The organism is Streptomyces sp. UC4497 (assembly GCF_054871485.1).
The window spans coordinates 49,431-76,243 of record NZ_JBTYHB010000020.1 but is presented as its reverse complement, the minus strand read 5'-3'; the positions used below and the strand labels follow the sequence as shown (position 1 = coordinate 76,243).

Sequence of the window (26,813 nt, the reverse complement as noted above, 5' to 3'; positions counted from 1 at the left end):
CACACCCTCGCACTCCGTGCCGATCGTGTGAACCCCTTACTGAAACGGGGTTACACCAGCGCCGTGCCGATCAGGCCGTTGCGGGTGATCAGGGATGCCAGGTCCGATTCGCTCAGCCCATCCGTTCCGGCGGGACGCCGTGGCAGGACCATGTAGCGGGTCTCCGCGCTGGAGTCCCAGACGGTGATCTTGACGTCGTCCGGGAGGGTCACGCCGAACTCGCCCAGTACCGACCGGGGTTCACGCACCACCCGCGAGCGGTACGCCTCGCTCTTGTACCAGCCGGGAGACGGGCCGAGGAGCCGCAGCGGGTAGCAGGAGCAGAGCGTGCACACGATCATGTTGTGCACGTCGGCGGTGTTCTCGGTGACGCGCAGCCTCTGGGGCTGAACTCCCCCGCTGGAGAAGCCCAGTTCGGCCACGGCCGCCGAGCCGTCCGCCAGCAGCTGCTCCTTGAACACCGGGTCGGTCCAGGCGCGGGCCACCACCTTCGCCCCGTTGACCGGCGAGGCCCCCGCGAGGAAGCCGTCGATGACCTCGTCGACCGTCTCGCCACCAACGATGCCTTTCTCCTCCAACAGGCTCTCCAGGAGCCGTACTTGGCGGGAGATCACCGCGTCGTCGTGGTTACCGGACATCGCCGTCGACCTCCTCGAAAGGCTTCAGATAGCTCTCGGACAGGTCGAGGACGACGTCGTGCTCGCCCTCGCCCCACAGCTCGCGCGCCGCGAACCGCACCGCGTAGACCATCTCGACGGGCGCGTCCCCACGCCCCTGCGCGCGCACGTCGGCGAGCGGCGCCCGGCCCTCCGGCTCGACGACGACGCCGAGCTTGCCGCGGGCGTAACGCGGCAGCCGGGTGTGGTGCGGCGGGTCGTGCCGGTACGTACGGACCAAGTCCCCGGCGACGTAAGCGGGTTGCCCGGACTCAGACACGGTCGAGCGCCCCCTCCTCGATGACGCCCTTGCGTTCGAGGAGCGTCCGGATCGCGTGGAACCAGCGCTCGTAGTACGAGGCCGCGAGGTACTCCTGGGGCGGCATCGTCTCGACGGCGTCCCGGAACTCGTCGAGGTTGAAGACCTTCTGGACGAGCAGCGCGCGCTGGAGCGCGAAGACCCGCGCCTCCCAGTCCGCGTGGAAGGGTTCGGCGTCATCGCTGGTGTCGATGGCGCCGAACCCCGTCGTTCCGCCTACATCGTTCATCCTGGCCATGAGGCCAGCCTACGAGTGCCGGTCAGAGATTTCCGCGCTTCTCCTGCTCGCGCTCGATCGCCTCGAAGAGCGCCTTGAAGTTGCCCTTTCCGAAGCCCATGGAGCCGTGCCGCTCGATCATCTCGAAGAAGACGGTCGGCTTGTCCTGGACCGGCTTGGTGAAGATCTGCAGCAGGTAGCCGTCCTCGTCGCGGTCGACGAGGATCTTCAACTCGCGCAGCGTCTCGACGGGCACGCGGGTCTCGCCCGCCCACTCGCCGAGAGTGTCGTAGTACGAGTCCGGGGTGTCCAGGAACTGAACTCCCGCCGCCCGCATGGCCTTCACGGACGCGACGATGTCGTTCGTGGCGAGCGCGAGGTGCTGGACGCCCGCGCCGCCGTAGAACTCCAGGTACTCGTCGATCTGCGACTTCTTCTTGGCGATGGCCGGTTCGTTGATCGGGAACTTCACCTTGAGGGTGCCGTCCGCGACCACCTTCGACATCAGCGCGCTGTACTCGGTCGCGATGTCGTCGCCCACGAACTCCTTCATGTTCGTGAAGCCCATGACCTTGTTGTAGAACGCGACCCACTCGTTCATCCTGCCGAGCTCGACGTTGCCCACGCAGTGGTCGATGGCCTGGAAGGTGCGCTTGGCCGGGGGCTCGACGATCGGGGCCGCGGCCGCGAAGCCGGGCAGGTAGGGGCCGTCGTAGCCGGAGCGCTCGACCAGGGTGTGGCGGGTCTTGCCGTACGTGGCGATGGCGGCGCGCACGACGGTGCCGTGCTCGTCCTTCGTCTCGTACGGCTCCTCGATGCCACGGGCGCCGTGCTCGGTGGCGTACTTGTACGCGGCGCGCGCGTCCGGGACCTCGATGGCGAGGTCGACGACGCCGTCGCCGTGCGCCGCGACGTGGTCGGCGAGGAAGTGGCCCCAGTCGGTGGAGGCCTTGATGACGGACGTGAGGACGAAGCGGGCCGAGCCGTTGGTGAGGACGTAGGAGGCCGTCTCGCGGCTGCCGTTCTCCGGTCCGGAGTAGGCGACGAGCTTCATGCCGAAGGCGGTCGAGTAGTAGTGCGCGGCCTGCTTGGCGTTGCCCACGGCGAAGACGACCGCGTCCATCCCCTTGACCGGGAAGGGATCGGCCTGCCGTGCGGTGTCGGGGGTGTGCTGTGTGGTCTGCGTCATACCGTGAGACTCCCGCCGGTCCGCAAGGTGCGCAATAGTTTGCGTTTTCGCTGGGCAATCTGACCAGTGGTGCGTCCGTTTCTGCGGGCTGCTTGTACAGGATGACCACCCCGGAGGCAGGCATGGCGATCGACGATCTGGACGGCCGGCTCATCGTGCTGCTCGCGCGCGAACCGCGGATCGGGGTGCTCGAGATGTCCCGCCGGCTCGGCGTCGCGCGCGGCACCGTACAGGCCCGCCTCGACCGGCTTACCTCGAACGGAGTCATCCGCGGCTTCGGCCCCCAGGTGGACCCGGCGGCCCTCGGCTACCCGGTCACCGCGTTCGCGACGCTGCAGATCAGACAGGGCCAAGGAGCCGATGTCAGGACCCATTTGGACGGCGTCCCCGAGGTCCTGGAACTGCACACGACGACCGGCAGCGGGGACATGCTGTGCCGCCTCGTGGCCCGCTCGAACGCGGATCTTCAACGTGTGATCGACCGGGTTGTCGGCTTTGATGGCATCGTCCGGGCTTCCACGGCGATTGTCATGGAAAATCCTGTTCCGCTGCGGATCATCCCGCTCGTGGAGCAGGCGTCAGGAGATTCCTGACGGCTATCCGAGCACCGCCCGGGAGTGAGGTGCGATGAACTTCTGGGACTACCTGGGCGCCCGGCACCAGCAGCTGCTCGCCGACGCCTACCAGCACGCGAGCGCCGTCTTCCAGTGCATGGTCCTCGCGACCTTGATCGGCATCGTCATCGGCATCGTCTCGTACCGCAGCGAATGGGCGGGGAACCTGGCGACGACCGCCACCTCGACCATTCTGACCATCCCCTCGCTCGCCATGATCGGTCTGCTGATCCCGATCGTGGGCCTCGGCGTCGCGCCCACCGTCATCGCGCTGACCCTGTACGGGCTGCTGCCGATCGTGCGGAACGCGATCGTGGGCCTGCGCGGCGTCGACCCGGCGCTCATCGACGCGGCGAAGGGCATCGGGATGTCCCGCACCGCCCGCCTGTTCAAGGTGGAACTGCCGCTCGCCTGGCCGCCGATCCTCACCGGGATCCGGGTCTCCACGCAGATGCTGATGGGCATCGCCGCCATCGCGGCGTTCGCCTCCGGCCCCGGGCTCGGCAACGAGATCTTCCGCGGCATCGCCTCCCTGGGCAGCGCCAACGCGCTCAACCAGGTGCTCGCCGGAACGCTCGGCATCATCATCCTCGCCCTGCTCTTCGACGCCGCGTACGTCCTCATCGGACGGCTGACCATCCCGAGGGGGATCCGTGCCTGACACCACGACGACCGCGACGCCCGAGCCGTCCGGGATCACGGAGGCGTCCGGGACGACGCAGGCCTCCGGGGCCAGCATCGAGCTGGAGAACCTCACCAAGCGCTACCCGGGCTCCACCGACCCCGCCGTGGACAGCGTCAACATGGAGATCAAGGCGGGCGAGCTGATCATCTTCGTCGGCCCGTCCGGCTGTGGAAAGTCCACGACGCTGAAGATGATCAACCGGCTGATCGAGCCGACCGCCGGGCGCATCCGCATCGGCGGCGAGGACGTCACCGACATGGACCCGGTGAAGCTGCGCCGCAAGGTCGGGTACGCGATCCAGTCCTCCGGGCTCTTCCCGCACATGACGGTCGCCCAGAACATCGCGCTCGTGCCGAAGATGATCGGCTGGTCCAAGTCGAAGATCAAGGCGCGGGTCGAGGAAATGCTCGACCTGGTCGGCCTCGACGCCGCCGAGTACCACGGTCGCTACCCGCGCCAGCTCTCCGGCGGCCAGCAGCAACGCGTCGGCGTGGCCCGGGCGTTGGCGGCCGACCCGCCCGTCCTGCTGATGGACGAGCCGTTCGGCGCCGTCGACCCGATCACCCGCGACCACCTCCAGGACGAGCTGATCCGGCTCCAGCACGAGCTGCACAAGACGATCGTCTTCGTCACCCACGACTTCGACGAGGCGATCAAGCTCGGCGACCGGATCGCGGTGCTCCGCGAGAAGTCGCACATCGCGCAGTTCGACACCCCGGAGGCGATCCTCACCAACCCGGCGGACGACTTCGTCTCCGGGTTCGTCGGCGCCGGGGCCGCGCTGAAGCGCCTCAACCTCACCCGCGTACGCGACGTGGAGGTCACCGACTATCCGACGGTGGGCGTCGACGACCCGCTGCAGGACATCTTCAACAAGCTGCGGGCGGCCGGCACGAACGAGCTGCTGCTCCTCGACAAGCGCGGCCGGCCCTACAAGTGGCTGCGCCGCGGCGACCTGATGCGCGCCAAGGGCTCCCTCGCCCGCGCGGGCACCCTCGTGCACGACACCGTCACCCGCGACGCCACCCTGCGCGACGCCCTCGAAGCGGTCCTCACCGACAACGCGGGCCGCGTCGCGGTGACCGGGCGGCGGGGCGCGTACGAGGGCGTCGTCGACATGGAGACGCTGATGAACTCCGTGCACGAACTCCTGGAGGCCGACCGCCTCGAAGCGGTCGAGCACCAGCACGAGCTGGAGGAGAAGCGCGCCGAGCAGACGCACCTCGAGCAGGAGGGCTCCCAGGGCGCCGGCGGGGAGGCGAAGGCGTGAGCACACCGTCCCGAAAATCGCCCCCGAAGGGCGCGCGCCCCGAGGGCGAGCACGAGGTCAAGGGCCTCGCGTTCCGCGACGAGGGCCAGGGCGAGCAGGAGGCACCGCCGCCCGTCACGCCCGCCCGGAAGGAACCGTCCCGCATCACCTGGAAGAAGCTGACGTTCCTTCCGGTGTTCCTGGTCCTCGTCCTGCTGATCACCTGGCTCTGGTTCCGCAACGCCGACCTCGACACGATCTCCGAGAACGCGATCTCGGGCGGCGCGGTGGGCAAGGCGGTCCGCCAGCACATCAGCCTGACGGTGATCTCGACGTTCTTCGTGCTGATCATCGCGATCCCGCTGGGGATCCTGCTGACCCGCAAGATGTTCCGCAAAGCGACCCCGGTCGCCCTGGCCATCGCCAACATGGGCCAGGCCACCCCGGCCATCGGCCTGCTCGCCCTGCTCGTCATCTGGCTGGGCATCGGCGAGAAGTCGGCCCTCATCGGCATCATCATCTACGCGATCCTGCCGGTGCTCTCCAACACCATCGCGGGCCTGAAGGCCAACGATCCGACGCTCCTCGAAGCGGCGAAGGGCATCGGGATGTCGCCGATGGGGGTGCTCAGCAAGGTCGAACTCCCCCTCGCCGTCCCGCTGATCCTCGCGGGCGTGCGCACGGCGCTCGTCCTCAACGTCGGTACGGCGACGCTGGCGACCTTCGGCGGTGGCGGCGGCCTCGGCGTCCTCATCACCACCGGGATCACCAACCAGCGCATGCCGGTCCTGATGCTCGGCTCGATCCTGACGATCGCGCTGGCCCTGCTCGTCGACTGGCTGGCCTCGCTGGCCGAACTGCTGCTGCGCCCGCGCGGGTTGGAGGTGCGCTCATGAGGTCCTTCAACCCCGTGAAGCCCATGAAGTACCGCGTACGTGTGGCCGTGGCGGCGGGCTGCGGGATCGCGCTCCTGGCCGGCTGCGGACTGACCAGTGGCAGCCCGCTGGTCGACGACGTGCAGCCCGGCTCCATCGGCAAGGGCAAGCCCCTGGAGGGCGCCGACATCACCGTGACGTCCAAGGAGTTCACCGAGCAGCTGGTGCTCGGCGCGATCATGGGCATCGCGTTCAAGGCGGCCGGCGCGGACGTCCTCGACCGGACCGGCATCCAGGGCTCCATCGGCGCCCGCGAGGCCATCAAGTCCGGTGACGCCGACGCCATGTACGAGTACACGGGCACGGCCTGGATCACGTACCTCGGCAACTCGGACCCGATCACCGATCCGCAGAAGCAGTACGAGGCCGTGGCCAAGGCCGACAAGAAGAACGGCATCACGTGGCTGCCGCAGGCCGAGCTCAACAACACCTACGCGCTCGCCATGAACAACGCCAACTTCAAGAAGTACGGCACCAAGACGCTCTCCGACGTCGCCGCGCTCGCCAAGAAGGACCCGAAGGCCGTCACGCTGTGCGTGGAGAGCGAGTTCGCCAACCGGGCCGACGGTCTGCCCGGCATGCAGAAGGCGTACGGGATGAACGTGCCGCGCGCCAACATCACGCAGATGGACAGCGGCATCATCTACACCCAGGCGTCCAAGGGCAGTTGCACCTACGGCGAGGTCTACACGACCGACGGCCGGATCAAGGCGATGCACCTGAACGTCATGGAGGACGACAAGAAGTTCTTCCCGAACTACAACGCGGCGCCCTCGATCAACACCAAGGCGCTCAAGAAGTACCCGGCGATGGCGGACATCCTGGAGCCGATCACGAAGAAGCTCAACAACACGGTCGCCCAGGACCTCAACTCGAAGGTCGACGTCGACGGGGAGGACCCGCACGCCGTGGCGAAGGACTGGCTGGTGAAGGAGGGCTTCGTCAAGGAGTGAGCCTCCTGCTCAGCAGGTGGGGACCGTGCCCGAGCCCTTCTCCATGTTCGTCAGCGCGGTCATCGTGCCCTTGAGCGTGCTCACCGAGATCAGCTTCATCGAATCCGGTGCGGAGGCCTTCGCGTCCGAGCACTCCGCCTTCGGTACGAGGAAGACCGTGGCGCCGTCGCGGTCGGCGGCCTGCACCTTCAGCGAGACGCCGCCGACCGGGCCGACCTTGCCCTCGGCGTCGATGGTGCCGGTGCCGGCGATGGACTTCCCGCCGGTGAGGTCGCCGCCGCTGCCGTCGCCGTCCAGCTTGTCGATGATGCCGAGGGAGAAGAGCAGCCCTGCGCTCGGGCCGCCGACGTCGCCGAGCTGGAGGTCGACCTCGACGTCCTTCGAGGACTTGCCGAGGTAGGCCAGGGCGGCCTCGGTGGCGGCGTCCTGCGAGCCCTTCATCTCCTGCTGGTTGTGCTGCTCGACCTCCTTCGTCGAGTCGCCCGACGGGTACACCGCGTCGCGCGGCATGACCGCGCGGTTCTCGGCGAACCAGCCGTCGAGTACGTCGCTGAGGTGCACGGAGGCGTCGGGGCCCGTCGCCACGATGGTCACCGCGCGCAGCTTGCCCTCCGTGGGGCGGGTGGGCGCGCCGCTGATGTCGATGACGGGTTTGCCGTCCGACGTGCCCAGGACGTTCGTCGTCGGGCCCGGCTGCGCCACCGAGAACGGCAGGGGCGCGAAGCCCGCGACCGCGAGCAGGGCGACGACCGGGGCGGCGCAGAGGGCCAGGGCGGTGGGGCGGCTGAGGCGATTGAGCACGGGGTGACTCTAACGTGGTCGTCGTTGATCACCGGCGACGGCGTTGCGGTCGCGGGGCGCTGCCCCGGACCCCGCGGGCTCTCGTTCGAAAGGCGGGGCTGAAAACACCTACCGGAGCGCGTCCGAGACCTCGCGGGCCGCGTCCAGGACCCTGGGGCCCACCCGTTCCGGGACGGAGTCGGAGAGCATCACCACGCCCACGCTGCCCTCCAGGCCGGTCACCCCGAGGAGCGGTGCCGCCGCGCCGCTCGCGCCCGCCTCCAGTTCGCCGTGGGTGAGGGTGTAGCCGGACTCGGGGAGCACGCCCTGGCGGGCGCCGAGGATGGCGCGGCCCGCGGCGCCCCGGTCGAGCGGGTGGCGGAAGCCCGTGCGGTACGCCACGTGGTAGTCGGTCCAGGTCGGCTCGACGACGGCCACGGCGAGGGCCTCCGTACCGTCCACGAGGGTGAGGTGGGCCGTCGCCCCGATGTCCTCGGCGAGGGAGCGCAGGGCCGGCAGCGCGGCCTCGCGCACCAAGGGGTGGACCTGGCGGCCGAGGCGTAGCACGCCGAGCCCGACGCGGGCGCGGCCGCCCAGGTCGCGGCGGACGAGGGCGTGCTGTTCGAGGGTGGCCAGCAGGCGGTAGACGACCGTGCGGTTGACCCCGAGCTTGTTGGAGAGCTCGGTGACGGTCAGGCCGTGGTCGGTGTCTGCGAGCAGTTTGAGGACGCGCAGTCCCCGGTCGAGCGTCTGGGAGGTCTCCGCGGTCACGACGCCCACTCCTTAGTGGTGAGGGACGGCGGTCTCCTGCGCGGGGGTCGCGTCACCTGTCCCGTGGGCGACGCGCGTCAGAGGCCGCCGGTCGGTGATCAGGCGCTGGGCTGCTTACGGCTGTCATTGGACGCACCGGCTGCGCTCCGCGGCGGCTCTGCCACGGGGCGTGTGCGTTGCCCGGAATGTAGCGAGGTCGTCCCGCTGAGCGGAAGACTCCGTCCAGAATCCGGGCAGCCAACGGCCGGAGATGTGCGCGATTGCCCGCACTTGATCCCCATGTCACTTCATGCGGGTGGCCCATTCCTGCACCTTGGCGATGCGCTGGCGCAGCTGTCCGCCGGTCGCCTCCGCGCTCGGCGGCCCGCCGCACACCCGGCGCAGCTCGGTGTGGACGACACCGTGCGGCTTCCCGCTCTGATGCACGTACGCGCCGACGATGGTGTTGAGCTTCTTGCGCAGCTCCATCAGCTCCTTGTGGGAGACGACGGGGCGGCGGTCCGCGGGCAGTTCGAGGAGGTCGGCCTCGCTGTCCGGCTTCTTCTTGCTGTGCGAGATCTGGCGGGCCTGGCGCTTCTGGAGGAGCAGCTGCACCTGGTCGGGTTCGAGGAGGCCGGGGATGCCGAGGTAGTCCTGCTCCTCCTCGCTGCCGGGGTGCGCCTGCATGCCGAACTCGGCGCCGTTGTACATGACCCGGTCGAAGGTGGCCTCGGACTCCAGGGCCTCGAAGGAGAACTGCTCCTGCTCGCCGGTGTCCTCGTCCTGCTCCTTGTTCGCCTCGTCCATCTCCTTCTCGGACTCGGCGTAGGGGTCCTCCTCCTCGTCCTTCTTCGGCTTGTCGAGGACGTGGTCGCGCTCGACCTCCATCTCGTTGGCGAAGCCGAGCAGGTCGGGGACGGTGGGCAGGAAGACGGAGGCCGTCTCGCCGCGGCGCCGGGATCGCACGAAGCGGCCCACGGCCTGCGCGAAGAAGAGCGGGGTCGAGATCGTCGTGGCGTAGACGCCGACCGCGAGGCGCGGGACGTCGACGCCTTCGGACACCATGCGGACGGCGACCATCCACCGGTCATCGCTCGCCGCGAAGTCGTCGATCCGCTTCGAGGCGCCGGTGTCGTCGGAGAGCACGACGGTGGCCTTGCTGCCCGTGATCTCACGGATCAGCTTCGCGTACGCGCGGGCCGAGTCCTGGTCGGAGGCGATGACGAGGCCGCCCGCGTCCGGGATGCCCTTACGGACCTCGGTGAGGCGGGCGTCGGCGGCGCGCAGCACGCTCGGCATCCACTCGCCGCGCGGGTCGAGGGCGGTGCGCCAGGCCTGGCTGATGGCGTCCTTGGTCATCGGCTCGCCGAGCCGGGCCGCGATCTCGTCGCCGGCCTTCGTGCGCCAGCGCATGTTGCCGCTGTACGAGAGGAAGATGACCGGCCGCACGACGTTGTCGGCGAGCGCCTGGCCGTAGCCGTACGTGTAGTCGGCGGACGAGCGCCGGATGCCGTCCCTGCCCTCCTCGTACTGGACGAAGGGGATCGGGTTGGTGTCGGAGCGGAACGGCGTACCGGTGAGCGCGAGGCGGCGGGTGGCCGGCTCGAAGGCCTCCAGGCAGGCCTCGCCCCACGACTTCGAGTCACCGGCGTGGTGGATCTCGTCGAGGATCACGAGCGTCTTGCGCTGCTCGCTGCGGTTGCGGTGCAGCATCGGGCGCACGCCCACACCCGCGTACGTGACGGCGACGCCCTGGTACTCCTTGCTGAGCGGGCCCGCGCTGTACTCGGGGTCCAGCTTGATCCCTATGCGGGCGGCGGCCTCGGCCCACTGCTTCTTCAGGTGCTCGGTCGGCGCGACCACGGTCACCTGCTGCACGACGTGGTGGTGCAGCATCCAGGACGCGAGGGTGAGCGCGAACGTGGTCTTGCCGGCGCCCGGGGTGGCGACCGCGAGGAAGTCGCGCGGCTGCTCCTGGATGTACCTGTCCATCGCACCCTGCTGCCAGGCACGCAGCTTGTTGGCGGTGCCCCAGGGGGCGCGGCCGGGGAAGGCGGGTGACAGGTGGGCGGACGAGGCAGAAGGAGTGGTGGATGTAGTAGTCACGGTCTCCGGATACTCAAAGCTGGACGGCACGGCTACGTATGACAACCGGGCCACCCTACCGGTGCCGAGGTTGACGGGCGCGCTGGGCGAGGCCGGGGACGGCGTGGTTGGGACGTGTGTCACAGATCAACTGGCGGCCCGGAGCGTCGACTTCCACGTCACTTCCACGTCGCTTCTACGCGGAGTCAGGGCTACGTCACCGGTGTGCACGCAGCCGGGAGGCCACCCATACGCCCACGAGCGCGACGGCCGCCATCGGCAGGAACACCGCGACGAACGCGGCCGGATGCGAGCCCCCGGCCCCCTGTACGGCGCCGTGGCCCACCGCTCCCCCGCCGAGCGCCGCGAAGGCGGCGCCGCCCACGGCGAGCAGCAGCGCGTTGGAGAGGCCGTCGGAGATCTGGAGCGCGGCGGAGTTCGTCCCGGCCTCCTCGGGCGCGGACAGCTGGAGCAGCAGTACGGACGTGGACGAGATCACGAGCCCCATCCCCAGGCAGCCGAAGGCCCAGGCGACCGCCACCGTCCACACGGGCACGGCCGGGATCAGCACGCTCGGCGCGACCGCGACGGCCGCGGCGACCAGCACCATGCCTCCGGCGACGAGCCGCTCCCGGTACGGCTCGACCCGCGGCCGGGACTGCAGCCACGAGCCGAACGCCCAGGTCCCGCCGCCCGCGGCGAGCGAGAACCCGGCGAGGGTGGGGCTGAGCCCCCGCTGCGTCACCAGCATCAGCGGCACGAACGACTCGGCCGCGATGAACGACCCCGCCGAGATCCCGCGCAGCAGCACCACGGACGGCAGCCCGCGTGCGGCCCGGTACGTGCCCTTCGGCAGCAGCCCGAGCACGGACGGCACGAGGAGGGCGACACCGACGGCGGCGGGCAGCAGGGACAGCGGCCGCAGGTCCTGGGCGGCGTACTGGAGGAGGCCCGCGCCGAGCGAGATCCCGAGGGCGAGGCGGATGCGCCGTCGGTCGAAGCGCGCGGGCGCCGTCCCCTCGGGCGGCCCGCCGGCCCGCCGCCGCACCTCGGGAAGCGCGAGCGCGAGCGGCAGCACGACGAGCGCGGGGATCCCGAGGAACACCCACCGCCAGCCGATGTGCTCGGTCACGGCCCCGGACGCCAGCGGCCCGACGATCGACGGCACGACCCAGCTCGCCGCGAACGCCGCCATGATCGCGGGCCGCAGTCGCTCCGGGTAGGCCCGGCTGACGACGACGTAGAGCCCGACGATCACCAGGCCGCCGCCGAGCCCCTGCACGGCCCGCCCGGCGATGAACATCCACATGGTGCCCGCGGTCCCGGCGAGCAGCAGCCCCGCGGCGAAGGCCCCGATCCCGGCCGTGACGGGGCCCAGCGGCCCGCTCCGGTCGGCCCACTGCCCGGCGAACACCATCCCGAACAGGCTGGTCGTGAAGAAGCCTGAGAACGCGCAGGCGGCATTCCCCACTACAACACCGCCAGTCGCCGCCGTACTCTCGGTGGGGGCGCAAGGGTGCAAGGAACGGACGAGCATGGGTAACAAGCTGCGGCTACTGGGAGCGCTCAGAGAGTCGAAGCTACGTGAGCACTCCGACTCCTTCGAGGGCCAGGAGAACGACGTACGGAGGCTGGCCGACTATAAGGAGGGGGACCTAGTCCACCTCACTCGTGACCGGGACGTGTCCGGACGAGAGGTGCGGCTCTTCCAGCGACCGGAACTTGGGGAGTGGCTCAAGACCCCAGACCTGTACGACGGCATCGCGGCACAGAAGATGGATCGGCTCACCCGCCGCCCCGTAGACCTGTATCTCTTCCTGGAATGGCTCAAGGAACACGACAAGTTCCTTGTGACTCACGTCGATTCGATCGACACCCGCACCGCTTCCGGCAAGCGGTACGCAGAGCTGATGGGCATGGTCGGCTCCTGGGAGTGGGAGGCAATCCAGGAGCGCAACGAGCAGAGCCACGAGAGGGCGCGGGCGGCCGGTAGGTGGCACGGCGGCCACGCAATCCCGTTCGGCTACCGGGTCGAGGGGACCAAGGGGAACTTCCGTCTCGTCGTCGACGAAATGGACTCCTGGATTGTCCGGTGGATGGTGAAGCTCCTTCTCGAAGATGGGCTGGCTTTCGTAGCCATTGCCCGGAAGCTCGAAGAGTGCGGCATCCCGACCCCCAAGGGTGCGAACACCTGGGGCAACATGGCCGTACAGCGAATGCTGACTTCCCCGAACATCGTTGGTCGAGCAGTCCACAAGGGGGAAGAGATCCTGGACGAGTTCGGCCTACCCCTCGAAAGGGCCGAGCCGCTTATCTCGCTGAGCGAATGGCAGAGGATCAAGAAGGTGGCAGCCGAGCGGAAAGCCCCGGAGCGTAGGCCACGGTCCAACTCAACGCCGTATCTCCGAGTCGTCGTGTGTGGGCCCTGCGACAAGAACATGTACCGGCAGATTTCCAGCCGAGGAACCACCCCGTTCTACCTCTGCCGGAATCCACACTGCAACAACAAGTCCGTCGGTGAACCGGTCATCGCCTGGTACCTGACTCGGCAAATCTTCTCCTGGTTTGAAGGAGAGCCCCGGTACAAGAAGGTTCAGCACTACGGAGTGGACCACTCGGCAGAGATCGAGGAACTGAGGGCCCGCATTTCCCGCCTGAGGCGGCAGGACGAAGAAGGGGACTGGGATGACGACCGGGAGGGTTACCGGGCCCGCATGGACGCCCTGAGGACTCGACTCGACCAACTGTCAGCCACGCCGGTACAGGAGGACTGGACAGAGCTTGTGCCGACCGGCGAAACGGTGGACGAGGTCTGGTCTTCATGGAGTGACTGGCAGCGCGGAGAGGAAATGAGGAACAACGGCGTACAAGTGGTCGTCGCCGCTGAACCCGTTCCGGAGACCGAGGAAGAAGAACAGAACCTCAGGAGGATGCACGTTCAGGCGGGGCGGCTTTCTATCAGACTCACACAGGGGAATGACGATTCCCTGTACTCGGCCTTGACCGAGGACAGGAGCTAGCGACACCCCGACTCAGAGAGGGCCCCGGTCGAGAGACCGGGGCTTTTCTGTTGTCACACCACAGATTAAGAAATCCACCATTTGGACACTCAGCCCCAAAAGAACCCCTTGTCCAGCAATACCAAGGGCACGTGATTGTGGTCACAGCCGCGAAATGGGCCCCATCTGGGCCCTACTCAATCCACGGGAACCCGTACAAGATGGCGGCTGCTATGACGTCCCGATCAAAATAACGCCCGCATGCGGGTCCACCCCCCTCCCCTACGCGCGTCCATACATCCAAGCGCAACAAGAAATGCGCGAACGAATCTCGACACAATGAACACGATGAAGACAACGCATCACAAACGTTCTCAACGCTTCTCTGAGCGTCGATCACAAGTCGCATAACCACTGACACTTGAGCTTGATTGTTCGCCTCACAGAAAGCCGTACAGCAACGCAGACAACCAAGCCGTACTGCGCGCTCACTGTGACTTGGCTCGACACCGCAAACCACAGTGCGACCGAGAGGCAGGGGGTGCAGCCCTACCGTCCAGATGACCTGAGGCGTACGGCCACGGCTCGTTCGCCATAACAGAGATCCCTGACGACGGGGGAGGTCTCGTCGGCCGTGCCGACTAGAGCTAGCGCTAGACCCAGAGGTCTCGGAGAACGTGGGGCACGGCTGGCCTGGTAGGGAGCCAGCAACAGGCCCCGGACACAGAAAGACCCCCGAGCGACCGGGGGTCTTTTTCATTGCCGTACCGGCTTATTCAATTGGAATCGAGAGAGGGCCCCTCCCCCCCTACCCCTTCTTAGCGAATACCGCTTTCGCCTTACTGGTCATCTCCCCAAACTCGGAAAGGAAACCTGATCTCCTCGCTTCTACCAGGTGCATCTTTGCCGTATTCGGGGACCGATCGATAGCCGTACCGATTGCCTGCCACTTCACAGTGTCGGCATTCTTGACCTTAGCCAGCACCTCATAAGCCCTAGCCAGGGTTGCCAGGTAGATGTCACTGGACTTGCCGCCCCTCTGGAACGCCTCCGCCAAGACGGTTGCCACGGCATCCCACTCCTTGCGGCGCTCCTTCCGAGCCTCCCGCTCCTCAGGGGTCGGCGGAGCAGGCACGGGCCTCCCGCCCCGGTCGGCTCGTAGGTCTGCCTCGATGTGCATCAGGGCCCGCTGTAGGTCGCCGTGACCGATGCCATCCCCCTTGTCAGCAGTGATGTGCAGGTCCACGAGCCTGCCGTCATCCCACTTGGCAGCTACGGTCACCGGCCCCCGCCGGTAGGTCATCTCGTCCATACCGCCAGACTACCTCGCTACGTATCGATACGTTCAGAGTTGATCGATACGTATCACTCGTGTCATGATGGATACAGGACGCCGCACCAGCCCCAAGGGCTGCTGAGCGGCAGGGGGCAAGAGGGATTCCGAGCACAGCTCTCCCTGACACCCGGTCCGACGAATGACGACACACAGGAGCAAGGGGGAGGCATGGAAATCGCCAGTACTCATTACGAGGAGTTGCGGGAAATGTGGAAGTGGCAGGGGGGAGTGAGCGTTTTGCTCGAATACGCGGCTGATCTCATTGAAGGAAACCCGACACCCGTAACACCGGAATACGTAGCCCAGAAGATCCGAGAGACCCTGGAGGGGGTCAAGTGACTCTCGACGATGACGGCTGGTACACCGATGCCGACGGAAACACCTGGGCTCCTGTGGAGGGGGAGGAGTTCCCGGAAGGGACCCCGACTGTGATTCACGACGGAGTGAAGCTGTTCAACGTGGACCATGCGGGCGCTACCTATGCCGCCGCGTACCTGGCTGCCAAGCTCGAAGGTGTACCCCTCTAGTAGAGGAGATATTCACCAGATAAACGAAGGACCCGCCTAATCCAAATTTAGGCGGGTCCTTCTATATCCATTATCCCACACCCAGGGGTTCGGCATTCAGCCGGACCCCTTTCTATTGCCTTAGAAGGAGAGACCTATGGCTACTGCTATTGAGACTGTTTCGGTACCGCTGGTGTGTGACTGCGGAGATCCTTGGATTTACGAGAAGCCCAAGGGGAAGCGGGGGCAGAACCCCCGAACCAATCCGGCGCACCCCCAGTGCAAGACCAAGAGGGACAACCGCAAGCGTGCTTCTCGTCGAGCGCAGGCTAGGGCCGAGGGTGTGAGCGAGGCTGAGCGCTCGCGAGAGGGGTGGAAGTTGCCCAAGCCTTCCGGGATTACCGAGAGAGAGCGGGAGGCTCTTCAGGGAGCTACGGAAGGCCTTATCGAATGGAAGTCGGCCCGTGGCAATGACGCCTACTCGGAAGACCCGGATGGTTTCGATGAGGATGAGGTCTTGTCAGTACGGGAACTCTTGAATCATCAGGGCGTTGATGGTCGAGCTTGTATGGACGACTACGCCGACCGCACGTCCAATGACTGGGAACGCTTTCGGTACTTCCCCAAGGAGAAGCAGGCAGAGGTCAAGGCTTGGCTGTCGGCACACGAAATGCCGTCCCAGGAGTACACCGGTATTCCCGGCCCTAGTGGAGCTGAGGTATCCAAGGGCCAGTGGTCGAAGCATGTGATCGGCTCTATGAAGCCCTGGTATCTCGCCAACCTTCCCCGCATGGGTTCCGTGCAGCCTCTCGCCCGGATGGAACCCTTCACGATGATTCTCTGACAGCAGTAACCCGCCCCCGGTGTCTTTGGATGCCGGGGGCTTTATTTGCGCCCAAGTGCCCTTCTCCGGGCCTGAGAGCCCGACCCTGGTACCTGCTCCCATCGGAAGGCGGAGAGGGCCCTAGAGGGCCGTACAGGGCTTTCCTGCCCTGAGGAGTCGGAGACATCAACCAAGACTGTTCCCGAGAGCAACTTGATAGGGCTTCAGAGAATGAGCATCACGCGCTCTGAGCTGGGGCTACGCTCCAGCCGGCTGGGACATAGTCGCAAATCGCATGGGGGAAGAGTCCTGGCTCTGTCCGTTCTTTCCATGATCTATGGAGGAGTGATCCTCTGGGGACAAGCACACTCGGCGGTGTGCCTCTGTCGAGCACTACGGTGCTGGCCTTATTCACAAGTCGAGAACCAACCGGTTCGCATGGTGGCTCACCGGATACTCCATCTGAGAGATACCAGGATGAGTACTCCTACTCCTGAGCTTTAATAGTTTGGGGGTAGGGGGACCTTATCTACTATCCGTTTCTCTTCTGAGTATCTAGAGCCGCCTTAAGAGCGGCGATACAGAGTAAGTAGATATGGCCGCCAAATAGCGGCCTAGTGATCACCAGTAGGACACCGCAAGAGTGTCCGTTCTTTCCATTACTTATGGAGAGGGTCTTCGGTCTCGTCAGCCTTCCTCCCTCTCCTTCTACTTCCGGCTGGATAACCCCTCGCTCCAGTCCAGTCGGGACAAGCCGCCTAGTACCCGGTAACCCTCACGCCGTACCGAGTCTGGCCCGCATTCACCAGCAGCGGAACGGCGGCTAAAACTTCCCCCTGCCGACAGTCAGGGGTTGCTGGTAACTGTGTCGACCGGTCTCCGAAACAGGCACAGCGAGGATTGATCCTTCCTCGGGTTGAAAAGGGTCTAGGTTCTGTTTCTTAGCGTCGTTGTTCATTCCCAGGAGTAGGGGCCGCTCGATTACCGGGCGGCCCTTTCTCTTGTGGTCAAACTGATCTGGCAGATCAGTAGAGAGGGAGAAGAGAGATGAAGGAAAAGAAGACATGTTCCCGTTGTGAGCGGGAGAAGGACCTGGACTCCTTCAATAAGTCCAGCAGCCACCGGGCGGGAGTGCAGCCCTGGTGTCGCCAGTGCAAGAGGGAGTGGTTTGAAAGCTGGTCCCGAAAGAACACCCGACACGTCTTCCGAAGGGAGACCGCATGAGCATCTCGTGTAATCCCCGATGTATCCCATCCGGGGATCAGCGTTACAACCGAGCTTTCCCATGGCGCAACCATGAGCATGGTTGCCTGAATGCCGGGGACACCGGACGGCGAGTGAAGACCATGAGCACCTATGCCGACACCATCCGACTCGTTGAGCAGATGAACGCAGAGAACGGGGAAGACTATGACGGCTAACCCAACTCCCCGACTCCTGGAGCCCAAAGGGGCGCGGGCCGTTTTCTATGTGAGTCCGGGACTGGAGAAGAGCGAGGATCGGATACCGATCCGACTTACCTACTCAGCCCCGGTGCTGCACCACGTGATCCCTGCATCTCCAGGGGCCGCTAACGGGATGCCGGTGGGCTTCTCCCTGGTGTCGTGCCCAGATGGAGCCACACGGGTCTACAGCGGCCCCGATAGCTCGTTCATGGGTCTCGTTGAGCGAGGCCCCCGAGGCTGGTTTAGGCGATTCCAGCTTGAACGAGAGGCCCGTAAACGGGCCCAGGCTGAACGAGCAGAACTGAAGAAGAACGAAGAGGCCGCTGTGATTGCGGCCGAGATCCTGAATCAAAAGGAGAACTGACTATGACTTACCACAGCCAGACGGGTATGCCGGTTATGCCGAAGCGATACGACGACCTCCCGGACCTGCACCCCAACGCGCAGCCTGCCTCCATGGGGCATATCCAGGTGGAGCGTGAAAAGTTCGAGAATGAGATTAAGCAGCTCAAGGACCCGACTTACCGAAAGGGTTTCCTTACTCCGGCCCCTCCTTACGGCTACCAGGAGCACGAGACCGATTCCAAGGACGTTAAGACTCTTGGCCAGGAGCTGAATAAGCGACTGGAGTACGTGAGTCGCAGCGAGGCTGAGTGGCAGGTTCAGTCTGTTGCATTCCAGGAGACCATTTCTCGACGGAAGCAGGATGAGACCGATTACCAGTCTCGACTTAAGGCCGCAATCGAGGCCGGGGAGGAAGTTCCCGAGCCGATAGAGCATGAGGATTTGGCTCCGCTCCATAAGGAGCTGAACAAGCTTGAGAATGCCATTACGGTCGGTACCACCGTCGCCCACGAGAGTCGCGCCAAGCTTGATCAGGCTTACCAGGATCTCTACTCCAGCGCCGTTTACCGTACCTGGGCGGAGAAGGAAATGGAGCAGCGCACGAAGGACGCCGTTAAGGCACTGGGGCTTCTCCGCGACGCTCTGAATGCTCGTGATGCAGTGGTGGGCAAGCTCCCTGACGCTTTCGCTGATATCAACGGTGTGGAGTTTGTTTCGGTAGCCCAGCGCCGCAATTCTCTTGGCTTCGGCGGCATGGACCCGTACGCCTCCGACAATCCGTCCTTCTCTCTGGCTGACGCACTCGCCAAGGTCGAGTCGGCGACTATCCCCGGTGACGGTATTCGGAAGTGGTCTAAGAGTCAGCTCGACGAATCGGAGAAGGAGAATTACGCGGACCGTGCCGCGCGGGCCGAGGTCGAGCGCAACGACACCCGTACTCCTGAGGAGAAGCGAGAGACGGCGAAGCAGGCGGCACACGACGCCTCTTACTTCGGCTACCTGGACAACGGCGGGACGCTCAAGTGACCGATAGCCAATCGATGAAAGAGGCAAGGGAGTTGGTCCGGGCGTATCGCAACCGGCAGAGGGGCTTGCCGGATAGCTACGGCGCACCTGAGGGGACCGGCACTCCGGTTGATAGCGCTTATCTCGGAAAGGGCGGACTGAACCCCAATGGAGATTGGTCCCCCATTGACGGAGCGATTGAGTTGGACGCCAGTACTCCTGTGTGGCTGGCTCTCTGACAGCAAGGGAAACCCCCTACCGGTTCACTCGGTAGGGGGCCTCTTCTTCATTTGGTGGGGACGGCTGCCGTTGGTTCGTTGGCCGTCCCCTTTCCGGGGCACTGCTCTTGTTGCTCGCCGTCGCGGTGCCTCGGAAACTCTTGGGCAAGCATGGCAGGGGAAATAGGTGCCATCACCTGAACTACTCGGGGCACTTCTCGTAATGCCGGTACGGGCCAAGGGCCGGGGGCCCCGAGACTCGTTCATAAGTGACCCGCCACACGCGGTCGAGGCTTTCCAGTTCCTGCCCACAGTCGACGCACTTCTCGCCCCTGGGGGCGAAGGTCACGTACTCACCCCGACCCGCGTTGGTCTCTGCTGTAGTTGCCATCCCCGACTCCTCTCGCTGAGGATTCATGGTCTCTCGGAGCAGGGGCAGTCAGGGTCAATATTCGCGTTGTCGGGTAAAGATCTCTGACCAGTCGGACAGGAGTTCCCGGCATTCGTCCCCGAACTTGGCGTAAGTCGAGTAGCGATCAAAGTCCTCGCGGTAGGCGTTCACGTCACGGTGGTCCCTGAGGATCAAAGCCCCGGTACCTGTCTCCACAGTGGCTAGCCGCCGGTCGTAGACCGTGAAGGTGTTGAGCGGCATTTCTGGGATGTGGCCGCTCATCGGGATTACTCCGATACTCACGTTCGGAATCCTGGAGACAGAGGCCAGCCAATCGAGCTGCATAGCCATGCCGACTGGAGGCAGGAAAGGCCACCTAACGGCTTGCTCTGTGAGGATGAAGGTAAACGACTTGGAGTCGTCGCGCAGAACGCTTTGGCGCTCTAGCTTCCTGGCAACAGTCTTGGACTGGTCGCCGGATACGTCAGCAATGCTGGCCCGAACGTATTCAGGTGTGGCCAGTAGTCCGGTAACGGCTGACAGCATGAAGTACCGGAACTCAGTGGAGGACGATTCGAGCCGTGCTAGCTCGTTCTGCTTCTTGTCCAGTCCTCTGCGACGGGATGACCAATGATCCTGCCACTCAGTGTTTGCGGTGCGAGCAAGGGACAGGAGTTCTTCGGCTTCCGGCCCCTCGGTCCCGAGCGCATCCAATATCAGCTCAACGTCGACCAGGGCGGGGGTTAGCTTTCCGCTCTCGATGTTGCTGATTTTGGTTTGAGACATGGTGCAGCGGCGAGCGAGCCAGGTTTGAGTTTTCCCGGCCCGCTTCCGCAGTGTGCGCATTGCTTCTGCTAGGTCTGACCTGGACTGACCTAGCCTCTCAGGTTCAAAGGTCAAGGCCCTTCACGTACTCCTCGAAGGGCACGGACTCAGCTACCGCGATTCGCTGGTACTCGATGTACGGGGTCACGTCACCCTCGAATACCTCGCGGTTGATCTGCTCTCCGTCGGGGTGGTAGTTCATCAGCACCACTTCGGCGTGATCGAACATCCAGAAATCCTGGACACCGGCGAGCGGGTTTTCCCGGTCGGTCACGTCGAGAATCCGGATCTGTTCACCGGCCAGCGAGTGAGGCGCGTAGTACTGGTGGAACTCGAACCGGAGGTAGTCAGACAGAGGCCGTGTCAGGACGTGTACGCGCCCCTGTGGGCGCCCCTCAGAGGCATGACGGCGTAGGCGGTCGGTGTACTCGTTCTGGACCGTCTGAGGGTCGATACGGGCCCCGGCCTTGAAGGCTTCGAACTCTCCTGCCTCTTGGGGCATGAGGTACTGCGGCAGGGTCTCCAGCCGCCACGCCTCCCGCTGTGTCGCCTCGAACTTCGCTGCCCACTGCTCACCAGCCAAGAGCACGGATTGCCTCCTTCAAGACCTCTTCGGGGATCTCCACGAGCCCTTCCCCCTCGGGCGGCCGGAACGCCGTCGACACGTCCCCCTGGACGACGAACGAGCCTGAGGCGGTGCGGTAGACGTTCGCGCAATCGTCCTTGCCGCACGTGCCGTTGCCGTTCCCGGTCAGTCGCTGTAGCTCCTCGCGTGCCACGTGAACTCCCCTTCGGCTGGCCCCTGTTGGGGCGTCTGCCACGACGGTACGAGGGGCCCGTGAGCAGCGTCTATGCGGCCGGGCCAATATTCGCGTCATCGGGTAAAGCCGTGGCCAGGGTGCCGCCGACCGAGGGCGGCTAGACTCCTGTAGTGAAAGATGCCGCCTTCGAGAACGCGAACGCGTACAGCGACACCCCGTCCAACTCCCGTGCCGCGACGGGCATTGCCGTCCCGACCGCGGTGGCCTCGAAGGCGATGAGCAGCACGACGGTGACGATGCCGATGCTGAGCGCGCGATAGGTGCGGCCGAGGACACCTTCGGTCTCGGAGAGGACGGGGTGGGCGGGGGCGTCGTCTGTGACGTCTTCGAGGGCGGCCATGCGGTTCAGAGTAAGGGGCGTATGGGGCGGTGGCCCCTGTCGGGAGGCGGGTTCTCGGGTCGGCCGTTGGTCGTAGGTCCGGGCGCCGCGGGCGCCGCATCATGAACGGCGTATGGCAGTCGCATTGCAGGGTGCCGGGAAGCCTTGAGGCCGGTGATCACGTGCCCGTAGCGTGAGGCGCAGCTTGGCCGTGTGCCCGAGTGGCTTAGGGATTCGCCTGCAAAGCGAAGCACACCGGTTCGATTCCGGTCACGGCCTCCACGCACGAAGGGGCGCCCCGCAGAATGCGGGGCGCCCCTTCGTCGTGCACGGGGTGCGGCCTCAGCCGGTCGCGTCCGCCACGACCGCTCCCGGAGCCGGCGCGTCCGTGACCACCGCCGCCTGCGGCCTGATCGGCAGCCGGTTGACCGGGCGGCCGGTCGCCGCGCGGACCGCCGAAGCGACCGCCGCGGGGGACGCGACCACCGGGGCCGCGCTCGCGGACTTCGCGCCGAAGGGGGCGACCACGTCGCGCTCCTCGACCAGGTTGACGATGTGGATCTCGGGGGCGTCGAGCGAGGTGGGCAGGGCGTACCCGGTCAGGTCGGGGCGGCGGACGATGCCCTTCGGGGTGCGGAGGTTCTCCGTGAGGGCCGCGCCCACGCCCTGGGTGACGCCCGCTTCGATACGGGCCGCGAGCTGGGCGGGGTTGAGGATGCGGCCGACGTCCTGGGCGACCGCGAGTTCGACCACGCGCACCGAGCCGAGCTCGATGTCCACGTCCACCACCGCGCGGATCGCGCAGAAGGCCATGCCGACGAAGGCGTCGCCCTGGCCCGAGGCGTCGAGCGGCTCCGTGGGGTGCGGGCGGCACTGCGCCGTGGCCCACAACTCCTTGCCGTCCATGGCCTCTTCGACGGTCGTCGAGAGCACACCGTCGTAGGACGTGATCTTGCCGTCCGCGATCTGCAGCAGCTCCGTGGACATGCCGAACTTGTGCGCCAGGGGCTGGAGGAGCTGGGTGCGGACCATCTTGGCCGCCCGCTCGACCGCTCCGCCCGACACCCATGTGTGCCGGCCCCGGCAGCCGGGGCCCGCGGGCGGCTGGTCCGTGTCGACCGGCGCCACGTGGACTTCCTCGACGCCGAGCGTCTCCTGGACGATCTGGCGGGCGAGCGTGGCGAAGCCCTGGCCCGTCTCCACCGCGGCGCAGATGACCGTCGCGACGCCGCCGTGGACCTTCACCGTGGCCGTGGAGACCTCGTCCGTGCCCTCCGCGCCCAGCATGTGCACCATGCCGACGCCGTAGCCGACGCCACGGCGGATCGCGGCCGGTTCACCGACGCCCTCGGGTCCGCCGGGGAGCAGCCAGTCCTCCTCCGGCGAGTCCTTGGGCAGCGGCGGCAGCGGGAAGTCCCTTACTGAGGTGAGCAGTTCGGCCACGGGCGCCGGGCACGTCACCGTCTGCCCCGTCGGGAGGATGTCGCCGGTCGCCAGGACGTTGCGCAGGCGCAGTTCGGCCGGGTCGACGCCCAGCTTCTTCGCGAGCTTGTCCATCTGCGCCTCGTACGCGGCGCAGACCTGCAGCGCGCCCTCTCCCCGTACGTGGCCCGAGGGCGGGTTGTTCGTCCGTACCGCCCAGCCCTCGATGGAGGCGTGCGGCACTACGTAGGGGCCGCAGGCGAAGGAGACCGCGGCGGCGAGCGCGTCGGACGACGTGTCCGCGTAGGCGCCCGCGTCGAGCAGGATCTGGGCCTCCACCTTGACCAACCGGCCGTCCGCGTCGGCGTGGTGGCGGTAGCGCAGGAGGGTGGGGTGGCGGTGCGGGTGGCCGAGGAAGGACTCCTCGCGGGACGCCGCCAGCTTGACCGGGCAGCCGGTGTGCAGGGCGAGCAGGCCCAGCGGGAGGTGGAAGCTCGGGTCCTCCCGGTCGGCCGTCGCGCCGGGCACGCCGGTGACGACGACCTTCACGCGCTCGCGCTCCAGGCCGTAGCGGGCGGCGGCCAGATCGCGGTCGCCGTGCGGGTCGGTGGAGGCGATGTAGAGCTCGACGCCGCCGTCGGGGCGGGGCACCGCGAGTCCTGCCTCCGCGCCGATCGGCGCCGGGTCCTGGCGGCCGATGCGGTAGAGGCCCTCGACGACGACCTCGCCGGTCGCCTCGGCGTCACCGTGCTGAAGCGGGATATGGCGGATCAGGTTGCCGTCGGGGTGCAGGGGCTCCGCGCCGAACGACTGCTCGGGGTCCGTGACCGGGTCGAGGACCTCGTACTCGACGATGATCGCGGCCGCGGCCATGCGCGCCGTGTCCGGGTGGTCGGCCGCCACGGCCGCGAGCGCCTCTCCGTGGTGACGCACCACTTCGGAGGCGAACAGCGGGCGGTCCGACGCGCGGTGCCCCGCCAACGGGCCGCCGGGGACGTCCTCGTGCGTGACGACCGCGAGGACGCCGGGCATCTCGCGCGCGTGACTGGTGTCGATGCTCACCACGCGCGCGTGCGCGTGCGGGGAGCGCAGGATCGACGCCCAGAGCAGGCCCTCGGCCCACAGATCGGCGGCGTACGGGAACGTGCCCTCCGCCTTGGCGTGCGCCTCCGCCGAGGGGAGCGACATGCCGAGGCCGTGCGGGAAGCTCTCCGCTTCCGGAGCGGCGGGGGCCGTGGAGGTCGTGGCCGTCTCGTTCGTCATGCCTGGCCTCCGTCCGGGAAGTCCTGCGGGTTCTGGGGGTTCTGGAAGTCCTGGGGACGGGGGACGTCAGCCGGGTTCTGGAAACCCTGGGGACGCGGGAGGTCCACCGGGTTCTGGAAACCCTGCGGGCTCTGGAAGCCCTGCGTGGCCTGGTCGTTCCGCGGCTTCGCGTCGCCCTGGATGTCCTCGTTCGTCACCGGGCCCGCCTGGCGCGGGATCAGCGGCTCTTCCGCGCCGCCCGCACCGCCCTCGGCAGACGAGGACTCGCTCGCGGCATCGGCCGCCGCCCGGCGCTCCTCGGCCACCTGGCGCACCGCGTCCACGACGCCCCGGTAGCCGGAGCAGCGGCACAGGTTGCCGCACAGCGCCTGGCGGGTCTCCAGAGCGGTCGGGTTCGGGTTGCCCTCCAGGAGGTCGTGCGCCGTCATCGCCATGCCGGGTACGCAGAAGCCGCACTGCACCGACCCGCACGCGGCCAGCGCCCGCTGCACGTCCGAGGGCCGGCCGTCGGTGGCGAGCCCCTCGACCGTACGGACCTCGCTGCCCGCGGTGGTCGCCGCGGGCACCAGGCAGGAGGCGACGAGACGGCCGTCCACCTGCACGTTGCACGCGCCGCACTCGCCCTGCGAGCAGCCGTCCTTGGCCCCCGCGAGCCCGAGCCGCTCCCGCAGCACGTACAGCAGCGACTCTCCGATCCACGCGTCCGTGACGGGCCGATCCGCACCGTTGACCCGCAGGACGTAACTGGCGAGGGGGTGATCGTCGTGAAGCGGAGGCCGGACGGCAGCGTCGCCCTCCGACACCTCCGCCTCGGCACCGACCTCTGCCTCGGGAGCCTCCGGGGCGCCGACGACCTCGCCCTCGGGAGCCTCCGAGGCGCCGTCGACCTCTGCTTCGGGGGCCTCCGGAGCGACGCCGACCTCCGCCTCGGGGGCCTCCGGGACGACGGCCTCGTGCCCAACGGGCTCAGCCGACACATCAGCGCTCGGCACATCAATCTCTGCCGGCGGCCGAGACGCGGAGTCCTGCAATTCCAGCCCCGCCGGCGATTGAGGCGCGGGGTCCGGGGCAGAGCCCCGCGACGCAGGCTCGGCCGACCGCTCCGGGGAGACGAGCGAGGGCTTCGCCTCAACACCCGGTACCGCCGCCCACGGCGCAGCCGCACCGCCCGGCAACGTCGCCGGCGGCATGTGCCCACCCCACTGCTGAGCCATCGTGGACGCGGTGAACTCCCCGGATTCGTCCGGGAGTTCACCCCCCGCCAGCGGAATCGACCACTCCCCGGTCTGCCCGTGATGCGGCGCCTGCTCCACGGGCTCGACCGGCACGGACTCCGCCCCACCGCCGGAGGCACCCGGTCCGACCAGGTTCTCCGGCAGCACCCACACCCCGGTCGCCGCAGGATCGGTCGCGGCCGCACCCGTGGCCGGGCTCACCGTTATCTGCGGCGGCACATAGCCATGACCCGGCGCCTCCAGCGGCGCCGCGTCCGGGAAGCCCTCGGGGGGCAGCTGCACAAAGGCCGTGGCGTCGGAGTCGTACTCACCCTGGGGAACCGGCTCCCAGCCGTCGGGTCCGGGGTACTCGTTCGTCACGACAGCGCCCTCCCAAGTGCACGTCGGGCCAGCACGGCGACGGTGCGCCGCAGATGCAGTACGGCGGGCGGCAACTGCTGCTGCGTGCCGTCCGGCGCGGGTTCCGGGTCGGGGACGCAGGCCGCGGCGACGTATTCGCCGAAGGCGTGCACGGCCTCGGGCACGAGGGCGCCGCGGTTGCCGTCCCAGTCGATGAGCGAGGCCACCCACTGCTCGGCCTCGAGGGGCCGCAGCGGCATCGGCGCGATGGCCCCGACGGCGCAGCGCACCCCGCGCCGCGCCGGGTCGAGGACGAGCGCGACGGAGGCCATGGCACGGCCGGGACCGGTACGCCCGGTCGCCTTCAGGAAGACCTGCGGCGCGTGCAGCAACGGGACCCGTACGAACCCGATCAACTCGCCCGGAGCGAGCATCTCCATGCCGGCCAGCAGATGCGAGACCGGCACTTCGCGTCTCGCGCCGCCCTGCCCGGCGATGATCAACGTGGCTTCCAGCGCGGCCAGTACGGGCAGCGTGTCGTTCGCCGGGGCGCCGGAGGCGATGTTGCCGCCGAGCGTGGCGGCGTTGCGGATCTGGGGCGGGCCCGCGGCCCGCGCGGCGGCGGCGAGGCCGGGGATCAGCGCGGCGAAGTCGGGGCGGCCGATGCGCGCGTGGGTGAGGCCCGCGCCGAGCAGCGCGTTCCCGTCCTGGTACTGCCAGCCGCGGATCTCGCTGATCCGGCCGAGCCCGACGAGGGCGGCGGGGCGCAGTCCCCCCGCGTTGACCTGGGCCATGAGGTCCGTGCCCCCGGCCACCGGTACGGCGGCGGGCATGGCGGCGAGCGCCGCGACGGCCTCGTCCAGCGAACCCGGAAGTACCGCGGCTTGTGTCGTCGCCTGCGGTGCGTGCGTGGTCAAACCGGCTGCCCCTTCCCGATGTCCGGCCGCGTGCCTGGCAACGGCGCCGGTCCCCGCGTGGTCCGCGCGTGACCGCCGTTCCCGCCGTTACGCCTGTTCCGCCGTACGGTACGTGCTGACAGGCCGGACGTGGCAACTCTGGCACATCTTCCTTCCGGCCTGGATAGGGGGT

At 67.2% G+C, this 26,813-nt stretch carries 25 protein-coding genes, 1 tRNA gene and 1 pseudogene; 11 read left to right on the top strand and 16 right to left on the bottom strand.

The genetic code is table 11. The annotated features are described in order from the left end of the window. Positions 1-50 precede the first annotated feature (50 nt). The 4 genes from nthA to hppD are packed head-to-tail and all read right to left on the bottom strand — an operon-like array spanning position 51 to position 2,381. Positions 51-638 carry a nitrile hydratase subunit alpha gene (nthA, locus tag ACYSUO_RS25795; protein ID WP_461778618.1) on the bottom strand — a complete coding sequence of 196 codons (588 nt, stop codon included), beginning with the start codon at positions 636-638 and terminating at the stop codon, positions 51-53. Further along, positions 628-936, bottom strand: coding sequence for an SH3-like domain-containing protein (locus ACYSUO_RS25790; protein WP_461778617.1), 309 nt, complete (start codon positions 934-936; stop codon positions 628-630). The genes nthA and ACYSUO_RS25790 overlap by 11 nt, the downstream gene beginning before the upstream one ends. Next, on the bottom strand, positions 929-1,213 hold the full coding sequence (locus ACYSUO_RS25785) for a hypothetical protein (RefSeq protein ID WP_461778616.1): 285 nt from the start codon (positions 1,211-1,213) through the stop codon (positions 929-931). The genes ACYSUO_RS25790 and ACYSUO_RS25785 overlap by 8 nt, the downstream gene beginning before the upstream one ends. A 22-nt stretch (positions 1,214-1,235) precedes the next feature. Continuing rightward, positions 1,236-2,381, bottom strand: a complete 1,146-nt coding sequence (hppD, locus tag ACYSUO_RS25780) for a 4-hydroxyphenylpyruvate dioxygenase (RefSeq protein WP_461778615.1) — start codon at positions 2,379-2,381, stop codon at positions 1,236-1,238. Positions 2,382-2,503: 122 nt separating this feature from the next. Between hppD and ACYSUO_RS25775 the strand changes: the two genes are divergently transcribed. Genes ACYSUO_RS25775 through ACYSUO_RS25755 form a run of 5 tightly spaced genes read left to right on the top strand, consistent with a single transcriptional unit; the run spans position 2,504 to position 6,817 of the window. Next, a complete protein-coding gene (locus ACYSUO_RS25775) occupies positions 2,504-2,974 on the top strand; it encodes an Lrp/AsnC family transcriptional regulator (RefSeq protein ID WP_266710827.1) in 471 nt (156 codons plus the stop codon). Positions 2,975-3,008: 34 nt separating this feature from the next. Next, positions 3,009-3,656 (top strand): ABC transporter permease, encoded by a 648-nt coding sequence (locus ACYSUO_RS25770; RefSeq protein ID WP_266710829.1) that lies wholly within the window; start codon positions 3,009-3,011, stop codon positions 3,654-3,656. Between the two features lie 34 nt (positions 3,657-3,690). Further along, entirely contained in the window at positions 3,691-4,950 is a 1,260-nt protein-coding gene (locus ACYSUO_RS25765) for a betaine/proline/choline family ABC transporter ATP-binding protein (protein WP_461778684.1), read from the top strand. Then, positions 4,947-5,825, top strand: a complete 879-nt coding sequence (locus tag ACYSUO_RS25760) for an ABC transporter permease (protein WP_461778614.1) — start codon at positions 4,947-4,949, stop codon at positions 5,823-5,825. The genes ACYSUO_RS25765 and ACYSUO_RS25760 overlap by 4 nt, the downstream gene beginning before the upstream one ends. A gap of 23 nt (positions 5,826-5,848) precedes the next feature. Further along, positions 5,849-6,817 carry a glycine betaine ABC transporter substrate-binding protein gene (locus tag ACYSUO_RS25755; RefSeq protein WP_461778683.1) on the top strand — a complete coding sequence of 323 codons (969 nt, stop codon included), beginning with the start codon at positions 5,849-5,851 and terminating at the stop codon, positions 6,815-6,817. 9 nt (positions 6,818-6,826) lie between these two features. Here the strand turns inward: ACYSUO_RS25755 and ACYSUO_RS25750 are convergent, their stop codons facing one another. The 4 genes from ACYSUO_RS25750 to ACYSUO_RS25735 all read right to left on the bottom strand — a co-directional run bounded on the left by ACYSUO_RS25750 (position 6,827) and on the right by ACYSUO_RS25735 (position 11,903). Next, positions 6,827-7,618: a YlbL family protein gene (locus ACYSUO_RS25750; protein WP_461778613.1), complete on the bottom strand. Its 792-nt coding sequence runs from the start codon at positions 7,616-7,618 to the stop codon at positions 6,827-6,829. Positions 7,619-7,726: 108 nt separating this feature from the next. Next, a complete protein-coding gene (locus ACYSUO_RS25745) occupies positions 7,727-8,368 on the bottom strand; it encodes an IclR family transcriptional regulator (RefSeq protein WP_266710835.1) in 642 nt (213 codons plus the stop codon). 282 nt (positions 8,369-8,650) lie between these two features. Further along, the gene (locus tag ACYSUO_RS25740; protein WP_461778612.1) at positions 8,651-10,453 is read right to left on the bottom strand and encodes a DEAD/DEAH box helicase; all 1,803 of its coding nucleotides are present in this window, start codon (positions 10,451-10,453) and stop codon (positions 8,651-8,653) included. A 196-nt stretch (positions 10,454-10,649) separates the two neighbouring features. Further along, positions 10,650-11,903 (bottom strand): MFS transporter, encoded by a 1,254-nt coding sequence (locus tag ACYSUO_RS25735; RefSeq protein WP_461778611.1) that lies wholly within the window; start codon positions 11,901-11,903, stop codon positions 10,650-10,652. A 64-nt stretch (positions 11,904-11,967) separates the two neighbouring features. On the opposite strand from ACYSUO_RS25735, the gene ACYSUO_RS25730 reads away from it, so the two are divergent. Then, entirely contained in the window at positions 11,968-13,452 is a 1,485-nt protein-coding gene (locus ACYSUO_RS25730; RefSeq protein ID WP_461778610.1) for a recombinase family protein, read from the top strand. Between the two features lie 787 nt (positions 13,453-14,239). Here the strand turns inward: ACYSUO_RS25730 and ACYSUO_RS25725 are convergent. After that, entirely contained in the window at positions 14,240-14,743 is a 504-nt protein-coding gene (locus tag ACYSUO_RS25725) for a hypothetical protein (protein ID WP_461778609.1), read from the bottom strand. Between the two features lie 192 nt (positions 14,744-14,935). Between ACYSUO_RS25725 and ACYSUO_RS25720 the strand changes: the two genes are divergently transcribed. The 4 genes from ACYSUO_RS25720 to ACYSUO_RS25705 all read left to right on the top strand — a co-directional run bounded on the left by ACYSUO_RS25720 (position 14,936) and on the right by ACYSUO_RS25705 (position 18,912). Next, entirely contained in the window at positions 14,936-15,106 is a 171-nt protein-coding gene (locus ACYSUO_RS25720) for a hypothetical protein (RefSeq protein WP_461778608.1), read from the top strand. Then, on the top strand, positions 15,103-15,294 hold the full coding sequence (locus ACYSUO_RS25715; protein ID WP_461778607.1) for a hypothetical protein: 192 nt from the start codon (positions 15,103-15,105) through the stop codon (positions 15,292-15,294). The genes ACYSUO_RS25720 and ACYSUO_RS25715 overlap by 4 nt, the downstream gene beginning before the upstream one ends. A 322-nt stretch (positions 15,295-15,616) precedes the next feature. Continuing rightward, positions 15,617-16,117, top strand: a complete 501-nt coding sequence (locus tag ACYSUO_RS25710; protein WP_461778606.1) for a hypothetical protein — start codon at positions 15,617-15,619, stop codon at positions 16,115-16,117. A 1,790-nt stretch (positions 16,118-17,907) separates the two neighbouring features. Beyond that, positions 17,908-18,912 (top strand): hypothetical protein, encoded by a 1,005-nt coding sequence (locus tag ACYSUO_RS25705; protein WP_461778605.1) that lies wholly within the window; start codon positions 17,908-17,910, stop codon positions 18,910-18,912. 642 nt (positions 18,913-19,554) lie between these two features. Here the strand turns inward: ACYSUO_RS25705 and ACYSUO_RS25700 are convergent. The 4 genes and pseudogenes from ACYSUO_RS25700 to ACYSUO_RS25685 all read right to left on the bottom strand — a co-directional run. Then, positions 19,555-20,400, bottom strand: a complete 846-nt coding sequence (locus tag ACYSUO_RS25700; protein ID WP_461778604.1) for a helix-turn-helix domain-containing protein — start codon at positions 20,398-20,400, stop codon at positions 19,555-19,557. Next, positions 20,390-20,914: a DUF6879 family protein gene (locus ACYSUO_RS25695; protein ID WP_461778603.1), complete on the bottom strand. Its 525-nt coding sequence runs from the start codon at positions 20,912-20,914 to the stop codon at positions 20,390-20,392. Before ACYSUO_RS25695 ends, ACYSUO_RS25700 begins: the two co-directional genes overlap by 11 nt. Then, positions 20,898-21,104 carry a hypothetical protein gene (locus ACYSUO_RS25690; protein WP_461778602.1) on the bottom strand — a complete coding sequence of 69 codons (207 nt, stop codon included), beginning with the start codon at positions 21,102-21,104 and terminating at the stop codon, positions 20,898-20,900. Before ACYSUO_RS25690 ends, ACYSUO_RS25695 begins: the two co-directional genes overlap by 17 nt. A gap of 142 nt (positions 21,105-21,246) precedes the next feature. After that, positions 21,247-21,486 (bottom strand): annotated as a pseudogene (locus tag ACYSUO_RS25685) (MFS transporter); the annotation flags it as partial. 186 nt (positions 21,487-21,672) lie between these two features. On the opposite strand from ACYSUO_RS25685, the gene ACYSUO_RS25680 reads away from it, so the two are divergent. Beyond that, positions 21,673-21,747, top strand: a tRNA-Cys gene (locus tag ACYSUO_RS25680). A 60-nt stretch (positions 21,748-21,807) separates the two neighbouring features. On the opposite strand, the gene ACYSUO_RS25675 is transcribed toward ACYSUO_RS25680, so the two are convergent. From ACYSUO_RS25675 to ACYSUO_RS25665, 3 genes are read right to left on the bottom strand one after another with little or no spacing between them, the layout of a single operon-like run. Then, positions 21,808-24,150, bottom strand: a complete 2,343-nt coding sequence (locus tag ACYSUO_RS25675) for a xanthine dehydrogenase family protein molybdopterin-binding subunit (RefSeq protein ID WP_461778601.1) — start codon at positions 24,148-24,150, stop codon at positions 21,808-21,810. Further along, entirely contained in the window at positions 24,147-25,745 is a 1,599-nt protein-coding gene (locus ACYSUO_RS25670; protein ID WP_461778600.1) for a (2Fe-2S)-binding protein, read from the bottom strand. The genes ACYSUO_RS25675 and ACYSUO_RS25670 overlap by 4 nt, the downstream gene beginning before the upstream one ends. Further along, a complete protein-coding gene (locus ACYSUO_RS25665; RefSeq protein ID WP_426903344.1) occupies positions 25,742-26,641 on the bottom strand; it encodes an FAD binding domain-containing protein in 900 nt (299 codons plus the stop codon). The genes ACYSUO_RS25670 and ACYSUO_RS25665 overlap by 4 nt, the downstream gene beginning before the upstream one ends. Positions 26,642-26,813: the final 172 nt, after the last annotated feature.